The 24,846-nt window shown below is 35.3% G+C and carries 23 protein-coding genes; 1 reads left to right on the top strand and 22 read right to left on the bottom strand.

Features of this window, described 5'->3' with window-relative positions; all coding sequences use genetic code 11:
- The 19 genes from EUBHAL_RS02805 to EUBHAL_RS02710 all read right to left on the bottom strand — a co-directional run.
- Positions 1–1,439, bottom strand: a 1,439-nt coding sequence (locus EUBHAL_RS02805) for a hypothetical protein (protein WP_005344601.1), incomplete at its 3' end; no start/stop codon positions are given.
- Positions 1,440–1,499: 60 nt separating this feature from the next.
- Positions 1,500–1,871, bottom strand: a complete 372-nt coding sequence (locus tag EUBHAL_RS02800; RefSeq protein ID WP_005344598.1) for a PrgI family protein — start codon at positions 1,869–1,871, stop codon at positions 1,500–1,502.
- Between the two features lie 12 nt (positions 1,872–1,883).
- Complete coding sequence (locus tag EUBHAL_RS02795) at positions 1,884–2,384, bottom strand: hypothetical protein (RefSeq protein ID WP_005344596.1); 501 nt, start codon at positions 2,382–2,384, stop codon at positions 1,884–1,886.
- A 36-nt stretch (positions 2,385–2,420) separates the two neighbouring features.
- Positions 2,421–2,750, bottom strand: a complete 330-nt coding sequence (locus tag EUBHAL_RS02790; RefSeq protein WP_005344594.1) for a hypothetical protein — start codon at positions 2,748–2,750, stop codon at positions 2,421–2,423.
- 42 nt (positions 2,751–2,792) lie between these two features.
- Positions 2,793–3,386: a hypothetical protein gene (locus EUBHAL_RS02785; RefSeq protein WP_005344592.1), complete on the bottom strand. Its 594-nt coding sequence runs from the start codon at positions 3,384–3,386 to the stop codon at positions 2,793–2,795.
- 43 nt (positions 3,387–3,429) lie between these two features.
- Positions 3,430–4,254, bottom strand: a complete 825-nt coding sequence (locus EUBHAL_RS02780; protein WP_005344590.1) for a hypothetical protein — start codon at positions 4,252–4,254, stop codon at positions 3,430–3,432.
- Between the two features lie 18 nt (positions 4,255–4,272).
- On the bottom strand, positions 4,273–4,635 hold the full coding sequence (locus EUBHAL_RS02775; RefSeq protein ID WP_005344588.1) for a hypothetical protein: 363 nt from the start codon (positions 4,633–4,635) through the stop codon (positions 4,273–4,275).
- A 4-nt stretch (positions 4,636–4,639) separates the two neighbouring features.
- Entirely contained in the window at positions 4,640–4,852 is a 213-nt protein-coding gene (locus EUBHAL_RS02770) for a hypothetical protein (protein WP_005344585.1), read from the bottom strand.
- The gene (locus EUBHAL_RS02765) at positions 4,853–5,287 is read right to left on the bottom strand and encodes a hypothetical protein (RefSeq protein WP_005344584.1); all 435 of its coding nucleotides are present in this window, start codon (positions 5,285–5,287) and stop codon (positions 4,853–4,855) included. It abuts the gene before it with no gap.
- Positions 5,284–6,462, bottom strand: a complete 1,179-nt coding sequence (locus EUBHAL_RS02760) for a hypothetical protein (RefSeq protein ID WP_005344582.1) — start codon at positions 6,460–6,462, stop codon at positions 5,284–5,286. The genes EUBHAL_RS02765 and EUBHAL_RS02760 overlap by 4 nt, the downstream gene beginning before the upstream one ends.
- Positions 6,463–6,498: 36 nt before the next feature.
- Positions 6,499–6,939 carry a DUF5684 domain-containing protein gene (locus EUBHAL_RS02755; protein WP_005344580.1) on the bottom strand — a complete coding sequence of 147 codons (441 nt, stop codon included), beginning with the start codon at positions 6,937–6,939 and terminating at the stop codon, positions 6,499–6,501.
- A gap of 97 nt (positions 6,940–7,036) precedes the next feature.
- On the bottom strand, positions 7,037–7,462 hold the full coding sequence (locus EUBHAL_RS02750; protein ID WP_022169505.1) for an Ig-like domain-containing protein: 426 nt from the start codon (positions 7,460–7,462) through the stop codon (positions 7,037–7,039).
- Between the two features lie 60 nt (positions 7,463–7,522).
- Complete coding sequence (locus tag EUBHAL_RS02745) at positions 7,523–12,811, bottom strand: isopeptide-forming domain-containing fimbrial protein (RefSeq protein ID WP_005344576.1); 5,289 nt, start codon at positions 12,809–12,811, stop codon at positions 7,523–7,525.
- Between the two features lie 150 nt (positions 12,812–12,961).
- The gene (locus EUBHAL_RS02740; protein WP_044921670.1) at positions 12,962–14,539 is read right to left on the bottom strand and encodes a leucine-rich repeat protein; all 1,578 of its coding nucleotides are present in this window, start codon (positions 14,537–14,539) and stop codon (positions 12,962–12,964) included.
- A gap of 896 nt (positions 14,540–15,435) precedes the next feature.
- Positions 15,436–17,928, bottom strand: a complete 2,493-nt coding sequence (locus EUBHAL_RS02730; RefSeq protein WP_005344571.1) for an ABC transporter permease — start codon at positions 17,926–17,928, stop codon at positions 15,436–15,438.
- Complete coding sequence (locus EUBHAL_RS02725; protein ID WP_005344569.1) at positions 17,925–18,623, bottom strand: ABC transporter ATP-binding protein; 699 nt, start codon at positions 18,621–18,623, stop codon at positions 17,925–17,927. The genes EUBHAL_RS02730 and EUBHAL_RS02725 overlap by 4 nt, the downstream gene beginning before the upstream one ends.
- Positions 18,620–19,153 carry a DUF4367 domain-containing protein gene (locus tag EUBHAL_RS02720; protein WP_005344567.1) on the bottom strand — a complete coding sequence of 178 codons (534 nt, stop codon included), beginning with the start codon at positions 19,151–19,153 and terminating at the stop codon, positions 18,620–18,622. Before EUBHAL_RS02720 ends, EUBHAL_RS02725 begins: the two co-directional genes overlap by 4 nt.
- Positions 19,154–19,224: 71 nt before the next feature.
- The gene (locus EUBHAL_RS02715; protein WP_005344565.1) at positions 19,225–20,430 is read right to left on the bottom strand and encodes a sensor histidine kinase; all 1,206 of its coding nucleotides are present in this window, start codon (positions 20,428–20,430) and stop codon (positions 19,225–19,227) included.
- Entirely contained in the window at positions 20,423–21,124 is a 702-nt protein-coding gene (locus tag EUBHAL_RS02710) for a response regulator transcription factor (protein ID WP_005344564.1), read from the bottom strand. The genes EUBHAL_RS02715 and EUBHAL_RS02710 overlap by 8 nt, the downstream gene beginning before the upstream one ends.
- 172 nt (positions 21,125–21,296) lie before the next feature.
- On the opposite strand from EUBHAL_RS02710, the gene EUBHAL_RS02705 reads away from it, so the two are divergent.
- Positions 21,297–21,629 carry a hypothetical protein gene (locus EUBHAL_RS02705; protein ID WP_044921667.1) on the top strand — a complete coding sequence of 111 codons (333 nt, stop codon included), beginning with the start codon at positions 21,297–21,299 and terminating at the stop codon, positions 21,627–21,629.
- A 124-nt stretch (positions 21,630–21,753) separates the two neighbouring features.
- On the opposite strand, the gene EUBHAL_RS02700 is transcribed toward EUBHAL_RS02705, so the two are convergent.
- The 3 genes from EUBHAL_RS02700 to EUBHAL_RS02690 all read right to left on the bottom strand — a co-directional run.
- Positions 21,754–22,152, bottom strand: a complete 399-nt coding sequence (locus tag EUBHAL_RS02700) for a BlaI/MecI/CopY family transcriptional regulator (protein ID WP_005344562.1) — start codon at positions 22,150–22,152, stop codon at positions 21,754–21,756.
- Positions 22,153–22,845: 693 nt separating this feature from the next.
- Positions 22,846–23,580: a class B sortase gene (gene srtB / locus EUBHAL_RS02695; protein ID WP_005344560.1), complete on the bottom strand. Its 735-nt coding sequence runs from the start codon at positions 23,578–23,580 to the stop codon at positions 22,846–22,848.
- A gap of 407 nt (positions 23,581–23,987) precedes the next feature.
- On the bottom strand, positions 23,988–24,846 hold an 859-nt coding region (locus EUBHAL_RS02690; protein WP_005344558.1), incomplete at its 5' end, for a DUF6017 domain-containing protein.

The raw sequence follows: 24,846 nt of genomic DNA, 5'->3' as shown, positions 1-24,846 counted from the left end.
ATTAAAATGTCATCTGATGTAGAGATAAGTGTCTGAAATATCTCTGTCGCCTTAATCAACACGGATTTACCTGAACCTGTATGCCCGACAATGATTGCGTGGGGATTCATCAGTAATTTTCTATTGCCAAATATCAGACGTTTTGTTGTCAGGTTTAATCCATAAAAATACCCGCCGGGGTCTAAGATGTCCTGGGCAAAGTATGGCTGCATCGCAACCATCGAGGAAGATAGGAAGAAACGCATATAATCGACCTGCCGTCCGGCAAACGGCAGTGCCGTATTTAATGCTTTTAACTGTGTGTAATCCGCCGTACTGATGACTACACCCTGTGCCTTTCCTGTTTCTTTTAACTGCTCTACCCGTTGTGCTAATGTAGATTCATCTGGTGCAGTTGCTACGAATAAAAAGTTCAGGAAAAATCCTGTCTCATCGTTATCGTTCACTAAATCCATGTATCCTTCAATCTCATCTTTCTTTCTCTGTTTTGCATAAGATGGTCCAGATACGATGATATTTTTCTTTCTTTTTGCTTCTTCTTCCTCGCTGATGGATTTCTCATTGTTCATTGCCGCAGCGATCAGTTTTTCATTGATAACATCTGCCGGTACTGGCGAAAAATCCAGCGTAATAAAAGATGGAAAATCAACATAAGAGAAGCTACGCATCAGTTCATCAGGTTTCAGTGTCCTGCTGTATTTCCAGCCGAACAGTACGGAAACATACTGCGTTTTATCAAATATCATGAAATTGGAATACTGCCTGATCGTCTGCGGCATGACATCATTCTTCCAGTCATGCTTTCCACTCTCATCCAGATAGATATACTGTTCTTCCTCCTTTTTGCCTGGACGGAGTAATGAGTGCAGACATTTCAGACGTTCTTCGCCATTTAAAAGGATTATCTTTCCTCTCCATTTGGCGAACATCTGCTGGATTGTAGTATCCAGAGCATTTAGTAAAATGGTCGCTTCATCTAACGAATTTGCCCGGCACGAAACCGTCAGATAACGTAGCGTTGTTACATTCGGATTAGAATTTTCTAATTTTTCCCTTGTCCATTCCTTTATCCCCCTGTCAATCTGCGGATACACCTTACTGTTCTGCTTTCCACGGATTTTTTTTAGGAATTCATCAATACTCTGAAACTCATTTGCAATCGTGATCTTAAAATCAACACTCATTGATTTCAGCCATGACATAAACTGGTTCAGAAAAATATCTTTTTCGCTTTCATCCTTGTTAATATAGTTAATCTCCTCAAAAACATAACATCTGTCATAAATACTGTTTGTTTTTGAGGGTTCAATCTTTGCTATCCCGTTTTTATACATCCGTTCAATATTTAATGCCTGCCGCACATTCTTCGGGACAGGAACGATGGGAACACTCTTAGAATGAAAAGAGCGGAACTTTCCACTCGCATTGATAACCGCCACGTTGATTCCTCCTTTAATCGAAAAGAGCCAGAAACTTTATTTTCCGGCTCTGTCCTTTTATTATTTCTTTTTTCTCTTTTTCTTTTTTACAGCAGGATGACGCATGGTAAATATCCTGCCTGTCTTCGGAGCTTCTTCCGCCCCATAAGTAAGTTTTTTGGTTGTCCTGTAAAACCGCATCTCTTTCCACATTTCCCATAACGAATGGTTCTGGTACTCGTAAATGCCAAAAAAACATATCGGGAGCATCACAGGAATGGCGATATAACTGCCTGTGATCGGTGAGATTTTCATGAACTTCCACAGTGCTGCTATCGTGCCTGCCGCCATAATAATTCCAATCGCAAATGTGATGATCTGCTTTAGTGTAAAACCTTTCCAGAGGTCGTCTGGAAAGGCTTTTTCAAAATCCTTGTTAATATCAATCTTCATTTCATATCCTCATCATTTGTAATAAAAAGAAATTCTTCTGTTTCCACATCGTTTACATTTCTGAGTTTTCTGATATTGGAACTTTTTCCCTCGTTTCTTTCCTGTTTTTATACTCATCCCTTTATTATAAGAATGACCTAAAGCCGGTAATTCTTTATAACTTAAATAGCTTCCACAGATTTCTTCGTCACCGTAACTCTTAGGGCATCCTTTTCTTGTACAGACAATCTCTTTATGTCCCCCAGAAAGACACGTTGGATGTAAAATCCTCGGTTTTCCCGGTTTATGTCCTAACGCTGGTGTTTTCATTATCGTTTGGAACCATTCTTTTCCGCAGGATTTACACTTTTTATATGACCTTCCCCGGTATTCACAGGTAGGTTTGGTTAACGTTTCCCAGATTATTTTTTTATGGTTACACTTTTTTGCCTTTGCCTGCGTACTGCTCCCCGGTACAAGTACCAGCACTATGAGTACCATTAAAACCACAGCAATATGTCTTTTTGTCTTCATAATCTTTCACTCCTTTTTATCTGTTTTCAAGATCCATCATGGAAAATAATAGCTCCAGCCTCCATATTCATTTTTTAACTTAACTCCGCCGCATTTCAAACAGTCATATCTTGTTCTCTTCTTTCTGGTAAGTTTCCATTTGTGTTTTGTCTTAGGGATCACTTTTTCCAGCAACACTTTTCTGCATCTCACACAAAGTTGTTTTTTCCTTCCTGTATGATTACAGTTTGCTTTTTCTGCAATGATCCACGTTCTGCCTGTATGTTTATGATTACACCCTGCTTTTGCCTGTGCATTTGCAAAAAATACCATAGTCATCATTATAGCCAGTAACACTATAGTTACTTCCTTTTTTAATTTTTCCATAAATTCTCCTTGTATCAAATAGCATGAAGTTTCTCTTTCCAGCTATTTAACATAAATCGTCTCTTTCTTTCCACATCTGCTGCATATACGTGTCTTTTTCGGTTTCTTTTTTATCATACTATCGGTATTTAACTTCCACTTAGTCCAGTGATGTCCAAGAGCTTTCCCTTCCTTATGAGTTGACTTGTACTTACAATTCTTACATGAAGTTACAATCGTTTTTGGTGCAGTACAGGTAGCCTTGTAAGTTTTAGCAATATAGGAATGTCCCAAAGGAGCTATCTTTTCTGTTTTGTAATATTTCCTATATCCATAAATACAATCTGGATTTAAACAATACGTTGCCGTTAATCCCGGTTTTGTGCATGTAGGCATTTTTTCTATTTGTGTGCGTAAGCAGTGTCCTGATTTTTTTATCTTCTTTATCTTTAAGATTTTTCCACAGTTCTTACACTTTTTAACCTTCATGCCTTCATCCGTACAGCTAGGTTTTGATGTTGTGATCCATGTTACACTTTTATGATTACATTTTTTTGCTTTTGCCTGTGTGCTGACTCCCGGTGTAAGTATCAGCATCACAGACAATATTAGGGCTATTGTGATAACTCTTTCTATTTTAGCTGCAAATTTTCCCATGATCTCTCCTTTCCCGTACCGAAATCCGGCACATTTATAACATTTATAATCCCATCGCCTTTGACAGAAATGCATTGGAACCTTTTACGGCTGCAGTTACAAGGATCATAGTAAACAGGCTGTTTAATGCATCCCAGAACCCATCTACCATAGATGTTGCAATGTTTTTTCCGTCAAATAGCGAGATGCCTGCACCGATGAGCTTGAAAGATATGACCATCGTTAAGGCAATCACTACAATCTCAAATGCATTTAACAGGAATGTCCGCATCCATGCATAGAAACTACGCTCTATCTCCTGACCTCCTACAAGTGCAGACATCGCAAAGGGTGCTAATATCATGAGCAGATATAGCTTTATGTACCGGCTGTATACTGTCCATAACATCAAAAAGCTGCAAACGATCGCTGCCAGTATAAAGAGCAAGCCAAATAGCTGATAAAACAATGCTGAGCCAATATCCATATCCTCTACTTTTAAATCCGGGGCATCTATCGTAAAGACTTCTTTCGCCATCGCTGATGAGATAGAAAATATGGTTGTCATTATATTTAAGATATTGAGATACAAGACATTTGCCACGACCACCTTGATCATTGCTTCGATGACCATCTCCAGTGTGATGTTCTGATGCAGGTTACTCACAGCTTTCAAAAAGGCTATCATAAAAAATAAATTTAGAGCAGAGAGTCCGATCCCCTCTGCCCACGGATACAGGTTTTCTTTGACAAATGCCCATGTTCCTGTAGAAAACTTTTGTGGCGTACTGCAGACCAGCTTTATGATCAGCTTCATGCTGGAGTTCCAGATTGCTGCCGCAATCTTTATTGTCGGACCAGAGAGAAAGTCAAACAGCCATTCCGGCATAAATCATCCCTCCTGTCCTTATTTTAAAGATGCACTGATAACAGTAACGATCTGCGGGGCAAGGCAGGCAACTAATCCAGATGCGATACGTTTAAATGCCATCGACTGCATTGTTCCATCCTGAGAGTTTAAAGCCGTTGCCCATTCAAACACTCCCCATAACAGTAATAACTGTCCAATACTGCTCACAATCGCTGCTACGATCTCATACAGCGAATTAAATCCTGATGTGATCACTGAGGTTCCTGCTGCTTTTGCCGCATACACAGGCACATACATACTGAAATAACAATATGCAGTAAAAAAAGCCGGGACAGCTCTCTTTACTGTCCTGACTCCTTTTTCTCTCATTGCTCCTATGAAGTTTTTTACTCTGTTCATTTGCCTAGTCCTCCCCGATGTGATTTGTAAAAATAATGATCAAGATGATACCGACGGATATTACGATCTCTAACAGTGTCGCTAACAGACCCGTCCAAGCCTGCATTCCTGCTGGTAACAGTCTGGGCAGGATAGCCCTTGCCGCCAGATTTGCCACCAGCCCAACAATAAATGCGATCAGGATGATAATATATTTCTTCCAGTTATTTCTTCTCACTTATGATTCCTCCTTTAAAGGCAGCAGGCGTTTCTTTGCTGCTTCTTTTCCTATAATATCTGTAAACAGACGCTCTGTCTGTTCTGTACCATCTCCGGCATATTTATATAATGCCGTTTCGTAATCCTTATACCTGCTCGTATACAGGTAGGATATTGCCGCCTTAAACCTTTTCTTATTTTTCCTATTACGGCTCTTTTTCACCGCCAGATGAAGCATTCCCTCGATTGAATCTGCTGCTTTATAACAATTAAATAATAAGTGTATTGTCTCCTCATCATATACTGTCCTCGGTAATTTTTTTAGATATGCCGGCTTTGACCTGATGATAAAAAACCGAATAGCAACCACACCTATTATTAATACTATCAAAACTGCTTCTGCAATAAGCATCGGTTTCGGAACATTCTCTACTGCCAGTATAAAATTTTTCATTCTTCTTCTCCTGTATCTGTATCAAAATAAGTATCAAGGAGACGGTCTAAATATCTTAAAAGTTCTTCGGCTGTCTGGTCTTTATCAAAATCTCCTTCGGCTGTAACTGTGTTATCTGATGTATCATATTTAAATGTAAGGTCATTCTGACTACTATTCCAGCTACGGATTAACCGGCGTAACTTACGGTTGTTATTTCCAATAGATTTCTTAATATCAAACCAGCCTTCTTCTGCAAAAACAACTGTTACTACAATCTGGGAAATAGCAATGTTGACCATATCACCCTGTTTTGCATGGCGGAGCTGGATAACTCCGCCTACTTCCTGTTCCTGCAGATAATTATAAAATCCTTCGGCTGTCAGCGGGGTATCCATCTCTATCGCTTCCTTCAGGTTTTCTTCTTCCTTTGCATACACAGATTCTTCTTCCGGGACTACTTCTACCTCTTCCACTTCCTCTACAGCTTCTTCCGCCCCTGATATTCTTTCTTCTACAGGTTCTTCCGCCTTACCGGGAACATCCTCTTTCTTCTCTGGAATGCTTTCATCCTCTACCCCCATCAGCTTTTTCCAAAGCTGTGCTTTTTCTTTATTCAGGGTATCAATCTGTGAGACAAACCCACTCTCTTTTTCTTCCCATTCGTCAGCTTTATCTTCCCATTTTTCAATCTCCTCCTTAAGTTTCTGGATTTCCTGTGCTTGTTCTTTTATCTTCTGTTCTTTTTCTTCTAAGACAACCGGGTCAAAGTTATCAGAAGAATATCCTAAGTCAGCCAGTTTATCTTCCAGTTCCCGGCTAAGCCTCTGCTGCTTTAATTTTTCATTGCGAATTTCTTCTCTAAGAATGGAAGTATCAAGTAAGGACTGCTGTTCGTCTGCTTCTAACTCCAACCTTTTTTTCTGCAGATACTTTTCCATTTCCTGCGTTTCCCGCTGTCTTTCTTCGAGCATCTGCATCTTTTCTTCTATCTCTTTTTCCTGCTGTCTTACATTTTCTTCACGATTGTTAAACTGCTCCTCCTGTTTCTTTAAGCTGTTTTCTTTCTGTTTTACAGCTTCTTCACGCATACGGTTTCTTTCTTCCATTTTTTTGTATTCCGCATCACGCTCTGCAAAAATCTTTTCCATCTTTTCAAACAAAGGGTCTGTATTTCTGTTTAATAATTCACTCATCTTATTATGTACCGAAATTCGGCACATCCTCCTTCCTTAAAATTTATCTCTATATTTATCTGGTCTGGTATATCTGCTTCTTCCTACTCCTAAAAGCGGCGCAAAGATAAAAGGCAAAAACATGATTCCTACTGTATAACCAAATCCATGTCCAAATGCTCTGCTTAAACTATAATAAAGCGTTACCGTCAATCCAAATGCTATGCTTGGTAGTACAAACTGCAGCGTATCTAAAAGGACACCTGCATTTAATGTTACAGATACTACTTCGTACAAAAAAAGGCAGAGCCATTTGAAAAGACAGATGGAAGGTTTCCATGCTATCTTAAATAACAGATATTCATTATAAAATGGGATCAGCACTTTCCATCCTTTTTCACCAGCTTTGCAAAAAATTCCCCAATAGCCGATGACTGTTAATATCAGTAAACATACTGCCATCAGGAATAAAATGATCAGGATTGCATAATCTTCCATATCTCCTCCATCAAATAGGGAAAGCCTGTTGGCTCTCCCCTATTTACTCTTGTTTAAAATTTTCTTTTAAATGTGCCGAAATTCGGCACGTTATTTTTTACTTAATAGTAATTACCCATTTATGGACATCACCTTTTATCCATCCTCGGAGAGTTTTTTTCACAGTACAGCTAATAGTGACCGTTCCTTTTTTCTTCACAGTCACCTTATGAAAACCTTCTTCATCTCCTTTCGTGGATACTGTTGCTATTTTAGAATTACTGCTTTTCCAATCCTTTGTTTCAGGATGCATTGCTGCTACACTTGGACCAACCCATAATTTTTCTTTTTTCTTCATAGTAATATAATTGGTTCTTGTAACCGGCTTTCTTGTAGTGCTTTTCTTTGCCGGTTTCTTTTTGCTCTTAGCTTCTACAGTAATACTGCCTGCTGGATTTTTTAATGATGCCGCAGATGGACTTACAAGCATCATTGCAAACAGTAAAAATAATATCGCCAAATTCAAACGGAGTATCTTTTCCATAATTCCCCTCCTACAAAAAGAGAGAGCCGGCAGGCTCTCCCTCATTCTTTGTTTACAGATTTAGAATTTTTCTAAAGTCATTGGTTTCTTTTTCGCATTCCGTCTCTTTTTAATAAGAATAGCTGCGGCTGCTAAGAGTGCGGCTGCGATACCTGCAAATAATCCTGCATGTGTGCTTAAACCTGTCTTAACACCTTTCGGTGAGCTGTTGCCAGATACACCCTTTCGGTTGATTATCTTCTTGATAACTTTCTCGATTGGATTTTTCGGTACTTTTACCTTGACTACTGCCTCTTTTTCTGGTGTCTGGTCTGAAATGATGGTTGCCTTGTTCGGAATCTTCTTACCTACTAATTTCTCACTGTTGATCACAGCATCAAATGTGATCGTAGATTTTTCGGAAAGTTCCGGATAGACTACTTTAAATCCTTTCTTTGTGCGGATAAGATAGATACTGTTTGTATCCGATGTCATTGTATCCTGCTCTGGTACTGTGTTTCCATCTACTTTGATCGAATCATAGTCAATATCTACACCGTCAGGAAGGTCTTTATCTTCTACAACAGCATTTGTCAATTTACCATCCTTTGTTGTCTGTTCTGCAACGATCGTATAATGGATTGTCTCCCCTACATCATAAACAGCGGAATCTGCCCTCTTTTCGATATAGCTGTCTGGCGTACCTACCTTTACGGTCTTAATATCCGTAGCCCAGTTTGACAGTGGATGTTTCGTTGTATTTGTTTCCTTGAAATCCTCATTCCAGAGGTCATCTGGAATATTTCCATCTTCGTTTAAATCTTTATCAGTTGTTTCTTTAATCTCTGCCGTATTTAAGATAACATCTTCTGATGTTGCCTTTTCATCCACAGTGACAGCAAAAGAAAGCGTCTGCGTACTTCCTGCACGAAGGGTATCAATGATATAAGTGATATACTGTTTTCCATTGATTTCCATAATCTTGCCATCATTAGAAGCTGAACCATCTACATAATTGCTAAGTTCTGGAATGGCATCCCTTACGAGAACATTCTTCAAGGTTGTTTCAGAATCATTATGAACGTCAATGTAATAGATAATCTGTCCACCCTGTTTTACGACTGTTCCAGATGCCGGGTTTGATGTTTTCCTTGCAGAGATATTCTGTGTTACCTTTGTAACTGGAACGTCAAGTTCAATTTCTGCATAAGCGTTATCTGCCTTTGCCTTTACAATATTAGTGATAGAATCTTTATTCAGGTCAGAAAGAACCTCAGCGTCATAAGTAACTTCTAACTTATCTTTTACTGTAAGATTTTTTCCTGTCTCGATTGTAAAGGAAGTATCATCGGATTTTACAGAAACCGGTGTAAACTCATTGCCGTTGTAGTAGACCTTGATCGTATCGCCTTTGATTCTTTCTTTTTCGGAATCTTCATCTTTTAAGGCATCCTTGATCACTACATTTACTGCAGTTCTGTCCTCTCTTGTCTGTGTTACAGTTAAGTGATATTTTGCAGTCTCACCTTTCTGGTAAGAATCTTTATCACTTTCTTTTTCTGTTTTGATGACTGGAGTTTTTAAATAAACGATTTCATCATCTTTTACTTCGTCTGTATTAGAACCTTTTGCAGTCGCAACATTTACAAACTGATTTGTGTCAGCAGGCTCTTTATTTATCTTCGCTTCATAAGTTACCGTGAATTTTGTATGGGTAATCGGTGCATCCCACTCTTCCTGAGTCAAGCCTTCCTTATTCTTCCAGTGAACTTTATCATCAATCTCTGCTAATTTCTTAAATGGAGATTCTCCATCATAGCGTAAGTTCATTCCTGTTGTAATCTTAAAAGAAGTATCATCCTGTGTCTCAAGATAAGGTTTCTCAGCATCTTTTCCAGCTTTTTTACCAAGGTCATATACTGCCCCTGTCTCATCCTTTAATCGGATAGTGCCTTCAACGATAGTCTCACCCGGAGTCTGTAACTGGTCAGTGATGACAATATCTCTTGCTAATGTACCTTCATGTACATTTGTAACAACGAGAGTATATTTTACTGTTTCTCCTACATTGTATTCCTTCTTTTCTACGGACTTTTTAATGTTTAAGTGTGGGGTATTTACCCATACACGCTCTAAGTCATCTGGAGGATTATCCTTATCCTTTAACATTAAGGTAGCTGTAACATATGCCCGGTTTTCAATCACTTCCCCGTTCACACAAGTAAGTTTCTTATCTGCATTTGCTTTTTCCAGACAGTCTGCCCACTGGTCTGTGATGGAATCGTAGGTGGACTTTTCTTTTGCCGTACAGGTCAGTTTGATTGTTGCAGCTTCCCCACGGTACAGTTTCGGGATTGTGATAACAAATCCTTTCTCTGTGTATTCTATCTTTGCATCCTTACTGATGTCCCTATCCTCTGGTGCCCCGGATTTTTCTTTATCAAAGGTGCTGCTGATGGTGATAGAATCTTTATCCGGGAGCATTGCCTTTGGAAGACTTTCATCGGTAACAACAACATTATCTGCGATACTGTTACTGTTAGTATCACCGACATTGATTGTGTAATCTACTTTATCTCCAACCTGCCATTCATATTTACTGCTTTCCTTTTTGATTGTAGGGTCGGCTGTCTCTACGGCTGTCTCTACTTTATCTGTAGTACGGTCTTTTACGCCAGTCTGTCCCTCATATTTTATCTGGGAATCAATATGGCTCTTTGCCTGATTTAAGAACGCATAGACGTACTCATTGTCCTTGCTCTTTACCAGGTCAGTAAATCCAGATAATTTCTGCAGGTCGGATACCTTCTGCAGATGTGCCATTTTCTTTCCGCCAATCTCAAGGTGTCCAAGATTTTCATCTTTTAACGTCTTTGCATCGGCTGAAATCTTTACAGGGAAAGAAACGACAATCTTATTACCAGATTTTCCGCCATAGAACTCATCAGAAGAAAGCACATCTGATTTTGCTGTGAGCGTAAGGCTGTTATCCTCCCCTTTTGTTATGTCAAATTTATCGGTATAATCCTTGTCCCCTGCTTTGATTGTAATGTCTTTTACATCATAAGAAAGACAGGAATCTACTGCATCTGTGATAGTAAAGGATTTGTAATGGAATAACTCTACCGTATGTGCCGGGATTTCCTGTGCTAAAGTATAGAGCCACTGATTTGTTACATCTGTGACACGGTTATGGCTTCCTGGTGTTTTTTCTCCATCCTGTTTTACTGTCGCATCCCAGTTCAGGTCATCACTATCCGATACTTTTTTCACTGGGTCTTTGATAGATGGTACAGGAGAATCCGTTGTTGTAGGTGGTGGGGTTACCTTCTTATCGACATCCCATGTACCCTGATTATCGGCTTTTGTTGTTGTAACTGTTGTCTCATTTTTAATCTTAATGTCTGTCTCTGTCTTTTTATCGTTCTCCACAAGGTGTCCATGCGCCCGGAGTGTCTCAATCGAAACTTTCTTTGCATCAATGTGTGTTTTTACAACCATCTTTACGGTCGTTCCTGCATTATTCCCGTAAAAATCTTTGTTATTTAGTAAATCAGAAGATGCTGCATATTCTAAATAATTTTCCTTACTTGCAGAAGTTGGGGTGAAATTATTCGTGACATCTTTATCTCCTGCATAGATCTTAACAGAATCAATCGTCAGACAGGAATCAATATCATCCTTGATTACAACCTTGGAATACTTTGCGGTAGAAGGCATGTTCTTTTCAATTTCCTTAGAAACGGTATATGTAAATGTCTCATCCGCATTTGTAAGAGTATTGTTCAGGACATTCTTCTCGTCCTCATCGGAAACGGTCTTCTTCGGGTCTGGATCAGGATTGTCCGGATCACCGATAGGGACTTTTGACCAAACGGTGGAAGTGTTCTGTGAAGCAGAGCCATAATCTCCGTCTGTTATATCGTACATCTTATTTTTACTGTCGTATGTCAGCTTCTTCAGATATTTCATGCTCCTTTTAGCTGCATTTGGAATCAAACGGTATTTGTTATCTGAAGTACGCTCATGCCCAAGCCAGCTATATGACGCATCTTTAATCTTTACTTTAAATGTAATAGTTACTTTTTTTCCATAAAAAGCTGTATTACTTAATGCATCCGTTTTGGCACTAAATTTGAGATGTTGTCCACTCGAAGAATCTGTAAACTTACTTGTAAAATCTTGCCCACCTACATTTACTTGCAAAGAATTTGATACATAGCTAAGTCCATCATCTATAGTATCTTCCCATACATAAGAGGATACTGCTGTTTGACTCTGATTTCTTAATTTCTCTAACGTATCAGAAGCATAGTCTGGAATACTATCTTCATAACGGTATGAATATGTATCACCTAATTCATAATTTACTGCAGATGTTTTTTCATTACTAATCCATGAACTTCCATTCTGAATTAATTTTTTTGGTGTATCTGGATTTTGATTTTCTTCAAAAGAATTCATTGCCCATGGGGCTAAATCAAAATAGGCAATCGCTGTATGACCTGTCCATCCGTATTTGATAGACATATCGGTCATATTTTTTACATAAAGTGAGATACATGTTTTATTAAATGTATCTTTTCCCATATCTGAAGAAGCATTCTGGTCTTTAATTGCTTTGTATGTCCATCCGTCTGGTTCACACCATGTATTTCCATCGCTACCTCCAATATAAGATGTATTTACGATATTTTCCATTCCATCAGTGATGGTTACATACTGATTCTGATCAATATCCTGGAATGTAGCAAATCCAGTAAATGGAGCTTTTGTATTCGTCCCATTATATAAAAACGTATATTTAAATTTTACCCATTTAAAACCAGAGAACATGACAACTCCCGTTTTCTTATAAGAAAAACCAATAGCATATCCAAGATGTGCTGAATTGTTATCATGCCCGAACATATCACCATTTGATGGTAATGGTTTGGATTCGTCGTTCTGTGTTTTCCAATCGGTCACTTCTATTTTTAAATCAACCGACTTTCCATTTGCTGTCGTAACATTTTTATACTTTACCCAAAAATCAGATGGGTCATGATTTTTTGCGTAGGCGGCAAAACCACGCCATTTCTGACCAGCATCGGAGTTACCTGCTGCTACCTGCTGAGCATTGAAACTCTTATTTGGTTCTTCGCCATTACTATCACTATCTGCCATAAAATTTGGAACATCTACCTGACTTTTGGATACTGCCCTGTCAAAGTTATTGGCAAACTCCAACCCCATCTTTGATTTTGGACTAATATATGCTCCTTCTAAGCCAGAAGCTGCCATTACGCCCAAGGAAAACACTCCTGTCACTGCCATTGCTGCTGCAAACAGAAAGACCATTCCCTTTTTTAATATCATTTTTATCTTCATAGCTTCTCTCCTTTATCTTCTTATTTTATTTATAAGGCTCTGTTCGTTTATGGTGGTCCTCGTATCACAGTACATTTCTTCCTTTCTCTGTTTAAAAATGGGTACAAAAAAAGGACATTCTTTCGAATATCCTTTTCCGTACTCAATTTTCTATTTTTTAATAGTTACTTTTTTTCCAACACCTTTTACTCTAAAAAGTCTCTTATAAGCTTTTAACTGTTTCTTTGGAACTTTAATTACTGCTTTTTTATTAAGTCCTTTAAATGCCTGTTTTCCAACTCGACTACCAGTTAACTTGGAAGTTTTTACTTTAATTGTCTGTAACTTAGAACATCCATAAAATGCTCTTTTTCCAATGCTGTTAACATTTATACCTATCGTTACTTTCTTTAATTTTTTACAATTCTTAAAAGCATTCGCTGCAATTCCTGTTACTTTATATCTTTTTCCGTTAAGCTTTATCGAAGATGGAATAGTTACAGAAATAATATTTTTCTTAACAGGTTTTACATACTGGACTGTCCTTTTAGATTTTGAAATAATCTTGTAATAGCTTCCTTTTAATTTCTTTGTCTTTACTGTGCTTTTTTTACTTCCTGGTCTTGTAATCTTATTTGTTTTCATATTTTTCGACCATGTAATCCGACCATTTTTTACTTCAAGAGCATATCCGCCGGCATAACAGTTTCCCGTATATTCTTTAGGAATATCTGATTTAGATTTCCAATTCGGAAGATATAAAAGTGTATCTGTATCCATTCCAATTACATCAGAAACAACATATTTTTTAGTTGCCTGCAAACTTCCTACTTTAACTGTCACTGTGGCAATCCCATTTTTCTTTGCTGTAATATTCCCATTAGAGTCTACGGATACTACAGATGAATCAGAACTACTCCACGAAGCACCTGTATTTGATAGTTTACATTTAAAACGACAAAGTTCATTATGAACTTTACCAAATATTACTGGATGTTGCCATACACCTGGATGAGCCTTCCTTTTCTCTCCTTTTTTAATCACATCATAAGTATACTTTGGAGTTAAACAATTTTCATTAGCATCTACAATTAAATAGGTATTCGATGAATCAATATACAAATCCATCTGAGTCCGAACAGTTTTTCCATTATTTACATATGGATTGTAATTTGTATCATCATGTCCAACTTCATTACTGATAAAACAATATGTTACATTACAAAAACCGCCATAGTTAAGTTCTCTTGGTATTCCCTGTGGTGCATCTGTAGCAACAACACCTATCCCTATTTTAGAAGTAATATCACTCTCTTTATAAAGGAAAGTACCTACTTTTTTGATATGATTTAATATTTTTTCTTTTCCATTTCTAGTTTCTTTCCATAAATTATCGCTGTATTCATCATAACCATCTATATCGTCTATTTCCATAGCATCTTTTCTTACATATACATTATTATAGATTTCAGGATTACTTGCTGATGCATCGCCTCCCTGTTTTTGCAGTGCTATGTCCATCGCTACTTCTGTAAAATTGGCATCCATTTTTAAATCTGATAAACCGTTATTTCTTCTCTGCCTATTAATCTCCTGAAGAACTTGCTCCGCAATCCCATAAAATTTTTTTACATCAACTTTTGCTTTCACCGTTGCGGCATTTGCATGAATTGTTCCCAGTCCCATTAAACATACAAAAGCAAGTAATGTCAGTAACAAATGCCCTTTCTTCATCGTTTTTTCTCTCATAACTTCCTCCTGTTCCGTACCGAATTTCGGCACATTTATAAGTAGATTTGCCGGAGATTTTCGGTATATTTATCTATCATATCACTCCATCTCCAACTTTTATGTTTAGCTTTAATATATCATATTATTTTTCACTATTCCAGTGTTCCAGTCTGCTTTTTTCAGAATCTTTTTTACGTTTGTGTGTACCGAATTTCGGCACATATTCCTGACAAAATCCTATAGTACACCATGTCAAATCTATACAGAAGATTAACACGACACACCCATATAGCCAATGCTTAATTTTCCACAGATCATAAAAATAAGTACACAATATATATAACAACAAAAATATCTGTAAATGATAAAGACTCCTTCTCTGTTCACTATTCTTTATCGTTAAAAGAATCGGTGATATACTGACCAGAATACTGACCGTTATAATTAGTCCTCTTTTTAATGACAGACCTTCACATATTACATCTGTTTTTATATTCTCGATCGCTGGCATTAATGTCATGATAGAAAATCGAAATAATTGAAATGCAGCACTCATTCCTATCCCGATGGATACTAATATTCTGTCTGTTATTTGTACAATGTCCATGTCATCACCTCTACTTATATTTAATCTGTGCTGAATTTCGGTACAAAAAAAGCAGAAGGATAATATATCCTTTCTGCTTTTCTTTCTTCCATATCTAATTGCTAATTCTATTATAACTCAGTTCTTTTTACTTTTCTGCATACACTTACTGACTCCTATTTTTCGCAAAAGAAAAATTTACATTAAACCTGACAGACTGACAGATTTATTTTATAAAATCATAAATACTTGTAATCTCAACTTTATATGTATGACCATACTCACCAAACATATTAATCAGAATATCCTACAGACTATTTCTAGTAATTTACTTTATTTTTCCATACACTTTTTGATAATCACATGCTGCCGCAATAAAAAAATTCAGCAATATCAATATTATGACTACTAAAATTAAAAATTCCCAATGGGTAAATGCCACACACCGTTTACATATTTCCATATAAAAAGAAAGGGACTTTCGTATGGAATAATCCGCAAATTCTATCAAGTTCTTCCTCTCCGTTACATATCTATAAAATACTAAAGCAATGTTTCCTAATAATACACCAAAAAAACTTTCTGTAAAATTATTTTTCAAAAAATATTTCCATATTATTATTTTTTCCATTCCTAACTGATACAGTGTCTGGTACCTTCTTATTTTTTGTTTCTCAATTGACAAACCTATTCCTAAACGAATAAGTAGTAAAAATAATAATCCAATCACAGTTAATACAAATGTCATTATAACTTTTAATATGAGATTGTTTAGTTGTTCTTCTCTCTCTACCCGATTATTTTCAAAATAAAGAGAAGTATTTACTTTTGATAATTCAATATCTGTCTGATATGGAATTGTTCCTTTTTGTACACCAACAGTTACATAACAAGGTGAATATTTTCCACAAATACTTCGATATGTACTCTCATTACACAATACACCATATGTTACCATTGGGTTTAATGAAGCAGGCATTTCATCTTTAAAACAATGGATAACACCAACAATATTTAAAATTTTTTCCCCTTCCTTTGTATTTATTGTGACTGTATCTCCCTCTTTTATCATCCTTTCTTGTATATTTTCCCCATTTTTTTGTGTTGAAGAGTCCAGATCAAGATCTACCTGTAACATTTCTTTCTCTGTTTTTATATAATCCGGAATATATAAAATAACTTCATTGTTTTTCAACTTTTTCTTTGAACTATGCTCTACTTGTTTTAGATAACTGCCAGTTAGATTATCAGAAACACCAACTAAAGGACCGTATATATAATTATCTAATTGCTGTTTTTGTGTAAAATCATCCCTCATTCCCTCTTTAACTTTTTTCAAGTATATATCATCTGTTTTCCCGGAAAACATCAGTTTGATATTAGAAGATATTGCAACTGACTCTACTTTTCCAACTCCATATACCCCTTTTATTAAACTTAATTGTTCCTCTGTCATTGTATCCTCAGACCCAATATGTCCCATAAGTCTTCCAAAGGTATAATCATCCGGATAATTTATGCTGGAAAATCGATAAGACCTATATGCTTCCCATGTCTGATACACTGTCAAAAGCATGAAAGCAGATAATACTGTTACAAGCATCACTGATAAAATTTTCTCTTTTCTCTGGAATATATTTAAGATTTTAAAAAGATTTTTTTTATTTAATTTTCTCCTTCTTTTTACTATCTTATATTCGGTCTGTTGCTGTAATTTTCCACGAAGGGGAAGCTTTAGTAAACGAATAATACTTATAAAAAATACGAATAAAATTACCAATGTAAACAATACTATTAATCCTAGAATATTAATCCAGGATAAACGAAGATACAGTTGATAATTTCCATATTTATTTATTATTGTAACCAAAACACTCGGCAATGCAACTCCAAAAAATATACCTGCTATACCAGGGAATAACATTACCTCTTTCTTTTTCTTAATATATATCTGAAAAATCTGTGCTTTTGTTGCACCTAATATTCTCATGATCAGCAAATTTTCTGTTTGATTCTTTAGATCAATATAAAGTAGCAAAAATATTGTGATACAACCTATTCCTAAAATAAAAAATTGCAACATATTTCTTTCTAATATAAACAGCTTGCCTCCAGAATATTCTCCATAAACATAGTCATTCTTCACAAATTCTCCCCTTTGACAAAGAACTTGCAGGGCATCTGCTTCTTCCTTATACTTTTCTTTTAACGAAATAAAAATATGTTTTGTTATGGTACCGTTTTTATTGGTGCCAATAGATTTTCTTTTTGTGATAAAAAAAGAAGGAAGTTCATTATTTTGTGTTTTCCAATATGAAGAATAATTTTTTATAACTCCTGTAAGAACAAATTGATATACTCCTATCTGTTCATTACCTTCTTTATCATAAAATAAAATATTCAAGTGAATATTCTGACCTAATTCATAAGAATATCCCAAGCGAGTAAGATAAGATGCCTCTATTGCAATCTCATTTGCATTACGCGGCATATGTCCACTTAGAGTTTTAATATTTCCAAGAGAAAAAAAACTATTATCTGCGCTTCCTATCGCACCAATATTCTCTCCCTCTCTATCTAAAATATCCCCTAAAACTTCTACTTTTCCTACTTTATCAATTGTTGCATTTTTTTCTAGTATCTGTATTTCATCATCTGATGTATGATATGATGCAATATTCCAAGAACCATATAACTTTTTTCTCTGTTCCTCTAAAGTATTTTGATAACTATCTGAATAAATAACTGTAATAAGGCCAAAGAAAAAAACAAAAAATATTACAATAGCTAAAATTCTATTCTGGTATTTAGAGATTTTCATGATTTTTCCCCTTCTAAAGCGGTATCCGAAATAATTTTTCCATCTTCTAAAACAATCATTCTTTGCGAGAGTCTCGCAATTTCTAAATCATGTGTTACCAGAAGAATAGTCTGATCAAAATAACGCTGTGATAACAACATAAGTTCTAACAGCTGTTCACCATTTTTCTTATCCAAATTCCCACTTGGCTCATCTGCAAGCAAAATCGAAGGTTTAAGCGATAATGCTCTTGCAACAGCAACTCGTTGTTGTTCTCCTCCTGAAAGTTCTGTAGCATATTTCCCTTTCTTTTCATATATACCTAATTTTTCCATAACAGTCTGAATAAAGTCTTCATCTGGATCTTTATGGTCAAGGTAAGACGGCAAACATATATTTTCATATACCGTCATTTCTGGAATAAGATTAAAAAATTGAAATACATATCCGATATGTTTCCTACGAAAAATTGTCCTTGATGTATCCTTCATATCAAATAAGTTTGTTCCTTCAATTTGAACCTCTCCAGAAGTTGGTCTTTCTAATCCTCCAATAATATTTAAAAGTGTACTCTTCCCTGAACCACTTTTCCCAACAATTGATACAAATTCTTCTCTGGCAATTGTTAAATCAATACCCTGAATTGCTTTTGTTTCTGCTTCATTCTTTCCATAAGTTTTCTCTAACCCTTTTATTTCTACGATAATGTCTTTCATATTTTCACTTCCACATTTTTTGCAATTTCTTTCAGTTCCTCATAAGATAAAGATCCATAAATCCTACAACAACATTTTCCTGCGTTCCATTCCAGGACTCTTTCACCCTTTTTCATCTTCGTGATTTCCTGTATCTGCTCTTTTTCATTGCCATTGTATTTAATATTCTCTCCATTATAAATAAATTGTGTACCTTGACTTCCGTCTATGTCAATTTTTTTCTTTTCTTCTACTGAAATTAAATCTGTATCCCCCTGTTGAACCTCTACAACAAATCTTTTGTTACCCTCTGCATTACTATAACAATCCTGCTGGCGCATTGGCACAGAAACATATCTAATCTCTGTATATCCTTCCGGTATATCATTAATAGAGATCCATATGTTGCTTTCCTCAGAATTTTCTCTTTCATCCATTATATTTTCTTCTGTTTGCTCACTGCCAGCTGGCATATGACATGCATTAAGCAAAAGCATACTTAGTAAAAGTAAAAATATTCCATGAACTTTCCAACATTTTTTGTGATACATCGCTTTCCCTCCTAATTTTGATTTTATCTTTTTATATCATAACCATCTTACAAGAAAGTGACTCTTTATATTTAATAAATCGTAGTTGCATCCATCTGTGGAAATAAAATTAAAAATTCTGCTCCTCCACATTCCCGATTTGATGCTGTAATTGTACCAAAATGCTGTTTGATTACCTGCTGTGCAATAGATAAGCCTAATCCAGAACTTCCTTCTTTTGTACGATCTCCTAAAAAATAGCGTTCAAATATCTTATTCTCACGTCCAAACATGAAACCCTGTCCATTATCTCTTATTATAATTTTATTCAAATTTTTTTCTATTCCATAAAAGATTTCTATTTTGCCATTTGGCGAATGTTCTATACAATTTTTTAAAATATTTTTCAATACCTCCTGCATCCAAAAAGGATCACATAACCATTTTATTTTTAATTTCCCCTGTACACTTATCTCTATGTTTTTTGGTTCAGCTAATATTTCTATGTCATTTACAACAGTTTCCACTAATATTTCTGCAGAAATTTCTTCAAATTTCATTTGAAATTTTTTACAATCAAATTTCCCCAGATTAATTAAATCTCTTATAGTGTCTGTCATATAATCTATCTGCCCAAGACATTTACCCATTTCCACTGAAAATTTTGAATATCTCATTTCTATTTTTTCACAAATCATTCGCATAACAGATAATGGAGTCTTTAGTTGATGAGAAACATCTTCCATATAATGCATTATCTTTTCATTATATTCTATATGTATCTGTTGTTGTTTATCAATATCTTTTCTGATTTTCTCAATAGATTCTAAAAAATTTTTTGAAAAAAAATGCAGGTTCTTTTTAATCGGAACATGCTTTTTTAAATATAATATAATTTGGAATTCTTCTTTTTGACTCTGCTTTTTTTGCGTTTTTCCTAATATGATCAGTGTAAAAATCATAATTATAGCAGAATAAATATTAAATATCATTAATTTCTGATACGGCAAAAAAATTAAAGTTGCATATGAATTTTCGTATCCTGCTTTTTTCATCAATTGTATGCCATTATAATAAAGATCAGATTTATTTTGACTAGAAAAAATCAAATTAACCAGATTTGCTGATGTCCTGTAATCCATTGCCTTTTCCACTGTTCCAAAAAATATCATATTCTGTCTAGCAACCTCTTTAAATATAAACATTGTATATATTGTCATAAAGATAATGCACATTATTCCAAACACAGAGATAATCCAGAAACCTTCTTTCCCATAGTATTTTTCTCTTTTACTCATTAAATTCTCCTCTCTGCACTAAATGATTCCATCTATACCCAATACCTTTTATTGTTTCAATATAGGAAACTCCATTATAAACTCCCAACTTTTTTCGTAATCTTGAAACATAAACTGATAACGTATTATTTTCAATAAAATGCTCATCCATATCCCATAAACGTTCTAGCAACAATTCCCTTGGCATAATTCTTCCATCGTTTCTTACAAGCATATAACACAAACGGAATTCTGTGTCTTTTATTGAAAGTTCCCGTCCTTTTTTAAAAATCATATTATGGACAACATCAATTACCAAATCTCCACTTCTTATAATTTCTGTTTCTATTTCTTCTGACCATTGCTTTCTTCTTAATTGCGAGAAAATTCGTGAACGCAATACTCTCAAAGAGCATGGTTTAGTTACATAGTCGTCTGCTCCTGCCATTAATCCTGTTACTATATCTTCTTCATTCTCATATGCAGTAAATATAATAATTGGATTTCTATAAAATTGTCGAATTTTTTTACAAAGTAAAAAACCTGAACAATCTGGAAGGCCAATATCTAAAATGCACAGATCATATATCCTTGACTGTAACAATTTTAATGCATCGTCTCCATTGCCTACGACCTCTACTTCAAAATCATTCTCTTTTAAAAATTCAGAAATTTCTTCTGATAACATTATATCATCTTCTATAAAAAGTATCATAATTTTTACTCCTTAGTATAAATTATATATATTTTTTAGAATATCACACTCTAAATTAAAAATCAGTAGATAATTTTATTTATTTTTTCTTCAAGTCACACTAATGTAAGATACTAATGCTATGCTTTTATTATCAATTAATCAATTTCTTATTATACAAGGAGGTATATTTATGAAGAAAACATTATCCCTTATTTTAATCTTAAGTATGTTTCTATGTAGTAATCTTTCTGTTTTTGCTATGGAAACTACTTCTACCACATCGTCTACTTGCAACATATATAATGATGTAGAATCATCAGGTGCTCGAATTGTACATAACTATAAAAAAACAATAACAAAAGTTTACAAATCTCGTTCTTCCATTCCAGATTCTATCAATTATTCAGAATATAATAATTCATTAAAGGGCACTTTTAGTGGCAGATTATATTTAAAATCTATAAAGAAAACTGCTTCTGGATGGCAGGCTACGTTCTCTGGTACTTTAACTGGAAGAATTTAAAATTTCATTATTTTAAATGGATTATTAAAAATCAGGAGAAGACTTCATTTTTTGACATCTTCTCCTTTATATATATATAATAATATTGTTCTCCCACAAACTGGTTCACTATGACTAATCTTATTTAAATGTTATGAATTTCAGTACATTTTTCTTTACGTTTGGTTAATAAATTCTGTATATATTTTATCATCTCTAATTTTTTTTCTTCTCCAATAAGATATTCATATAATTTTTTTCTTTCCTCCTCTGACATACCATCTGTTATCTGATTTACTATATATTTTTGTTTGGAATCCACTGGGAAAAATGTTCTGGCATAATTTTTCATCGTCTTGCGAAATCCTACAACTTCTATAACTCCTTTATCCAATAATTTATTTATTAATAAATGAATAGAACTATCCTTCCATGTCTTTTTTTCTCCTGCAATATTTACAATTTCCGTTGCTGTTAACCCTTTCCCTTCCTCCCACAATATTTCCATAATAGCCATTTCACTTTTTGTCAATCTTTCTCTCATTATACTTTTATCCTCTTTTCTCTTATATTCTATTAAATATATTTATATTATAATTTATTATATAAGAAAAGGCAACAAATCTACATGATTTTGTTGCCTTTTCTTCTTTATATAACAGTTGACACTACATTTTGTACTTGTTATAATATAGTCACCAAACAACCAGCAGGGTGCTTTTAAGCTTCCCATTCTGGGGTTCATATCAGTTAATAAATAAGCTGCCTATTCCGCCAAGAACTAAGGGCAGCTTATTTATTTTTCAAATTCAGAATCGCAACTATCAATAACGCAACCGTTAATATTATATTAAATTCCTCATATGTACTCATAAATATACGCCCCCTTTCTGGTATTCTCCAGAACAGGAGGCAGCTACCCTGCCGGTTATAAAGCAGACCTACATTTTACAATGTTCCTCTGCCTGTCTACTATATCATGTATTTCTTTTTACTTCCACACTATTTTCAGATGATTTGATCCATTTATTTTGATAAAAAGGAGTATCTCTATTGGGGATCAAGATACTCCTTATGCACAACAATGATTGGGGATTTTTGCTGTGCAAATCCCACCTGTGCTTTTGAAGCAACGGACAATGATGCCGGGGAATACACCATCTCCGCAGGCGGGCATAAAAATAGGATACTTCTTCTTTATATTGAAGGTATCCCTCTTAATTTTTCTTATAAATGATTATTTTATAACAGCATTTACTACCAGTCGGTAATCATCCCCTTTTTTCTTTCCGGAACAAGTAGACAGCGTAAGGATCTGTCCATCTTTTTTCGGTTTCTTTTTAATAGGGTAGTAAGCGTTTTTTTCTATCGTCATAGATAACCAATCCAGCCATCTGTTATCCTTCTTGTCCCCTGTGAAATCCGTTAGGTATGTTATACTTTTATCCAGGCAGTCATATACACTATATACTGTATATTTCATTACTTTTTCCGGCTGATACAGATATATCTTGTTATTTTTTTTATAAAAATCTTCTGATTCAAACTCATGAAGCGAACCAAACATAGATCTTGTACGCATATTATGACCATAAAGAATCAAATGCTTGTCCTCAAACGATGTTTCTGGCTGAAGAAAGATGGAACCGGCATAACAGTATTCCCCCTTATAATCTTTATGGAGATATTCATTCCATCTGCTTCCCTGTAAAACAGGATAATCAATCCTAGTTCCCGGAACTTTTATCCATCCAACAATGTCGGGATTTATTTTTTTTAATTTTTCCCAGTCTATGCCGGGAACTTCATCACCTGTTTCCTCTGCTTTTACATCGGATCGCAGGTCTTCTAATATTTTTTGGTTTTTCCATAATGGATATTCTTCCCTGAATGCTGCCCCTATAAAGATCATTGACAGACTGATCAATACGGCAATGGTCAGTAGGTAAAAAAAATCTCTTATCTTTCCCATACTGTATTTTTCTCCTTATTATTTTTTGTGCTGGATTTCAGTACATTTCACAGATCATGAACACACATATAGATTTCCCATTTTGACCATGTATTTATAAAATTCCTCTGTCGGAGCTATTGACATGATCCTTCTGTGTGGTCTATACTGGATTTGCTGAAAAGTTTTCAGCATGATCCAATCTCGCAGACCGTTTCTAAGACGGTCTGTTTTTTTATCCCATCTTATCCATATCAAACCAGATAGATAGATAGATAGGTTATTATATATATTATTTTATATATCTGGCTCTATATATTTTGCAGGTAACTCTTTCGTTTCTGGAAACGTAATCTCTTCGCCTTTAGAATCGTAATTTCTTCGCTTCTGGAACCGTAATCTTTTCGCTCCTGAAAAATATCGGAACACTAAACTACCGTATTCTCCATTTTAAAATCATGCTGTACCTGTGCTTTATAATAAAGCCCTATTGTCAGCGGAGCATTATACAGCGATGCTAACAGGTAATTATCCGGCTTTCGGATCTCTCTTGTATTCCGGTTAAGGCATTCTATGATATACTCTATATGTTGTACATTTAATGTCTTTATCCGGTTCTGCACCTCATTTACTGGGATTTCTTCCCCTGATATTTTATATGTATCCCTGTCTGAGATATAAACATTTGCCATTATCTCTATCATAGCATCTATTATATTTTTATCCGTTTTGTGCCGTTGCATCAGTATTTCATATTCTAACTGATGCCGTATCTTTTTTCTGTAAAACTCTCTCGCATGTCTTTTTTCCAGAATCGTAATTTCTTCGCTTCTGGAATCTCCCCTTTTAGCTTCCTTTCCTGTAACGCTTGTCTCTGCTATAGTTTCTTCTCTTTTATTTCCTTGCATCTTATCCATATGTGAATCCTGCTTCATCTGTTCTTCAGGGACAATCTCTTTTGCACCTTCTTTATGGACAGCCGTAAAGTTCATCACATAAATAATGTCCGGCTTCCCCTGTCCTCTTTTTTTCTTCTCGATCAGTCCAACTTCGGAAAGCTGTTTCATTGCTTTGCTGATCGTACGATCACTGCGTCCCAGTTTTTCTACCAATTGTTTCAAATTGTATGTGATATATAAGCGGCCGGTATCTTTTTCGATCCAGCTATTTTTCCTTGATAATGCCAGCCTGGATAATAATACTCCATATAATATTTTCGCAGTATCACTGATCCCCCTGTACTCCTCTTCCTCCAAAAGCAAAGCCGGGATCTGGTAAAAGCGGAAA

Origin of the sequence: Anaerobutyricum hallii DSM 3353 (genome assembly GCF_000173975.1) — a bacterium.
Lineage (GTDB): Bacteria > Bacillota > Clostridia > Lachnospirales > Lachnospiraceae > Anaerobutyricum > Anaerobutyricum hallii.
This window is presented reverse-complemented; position numbering and strand designations above follow the sequence as displayed.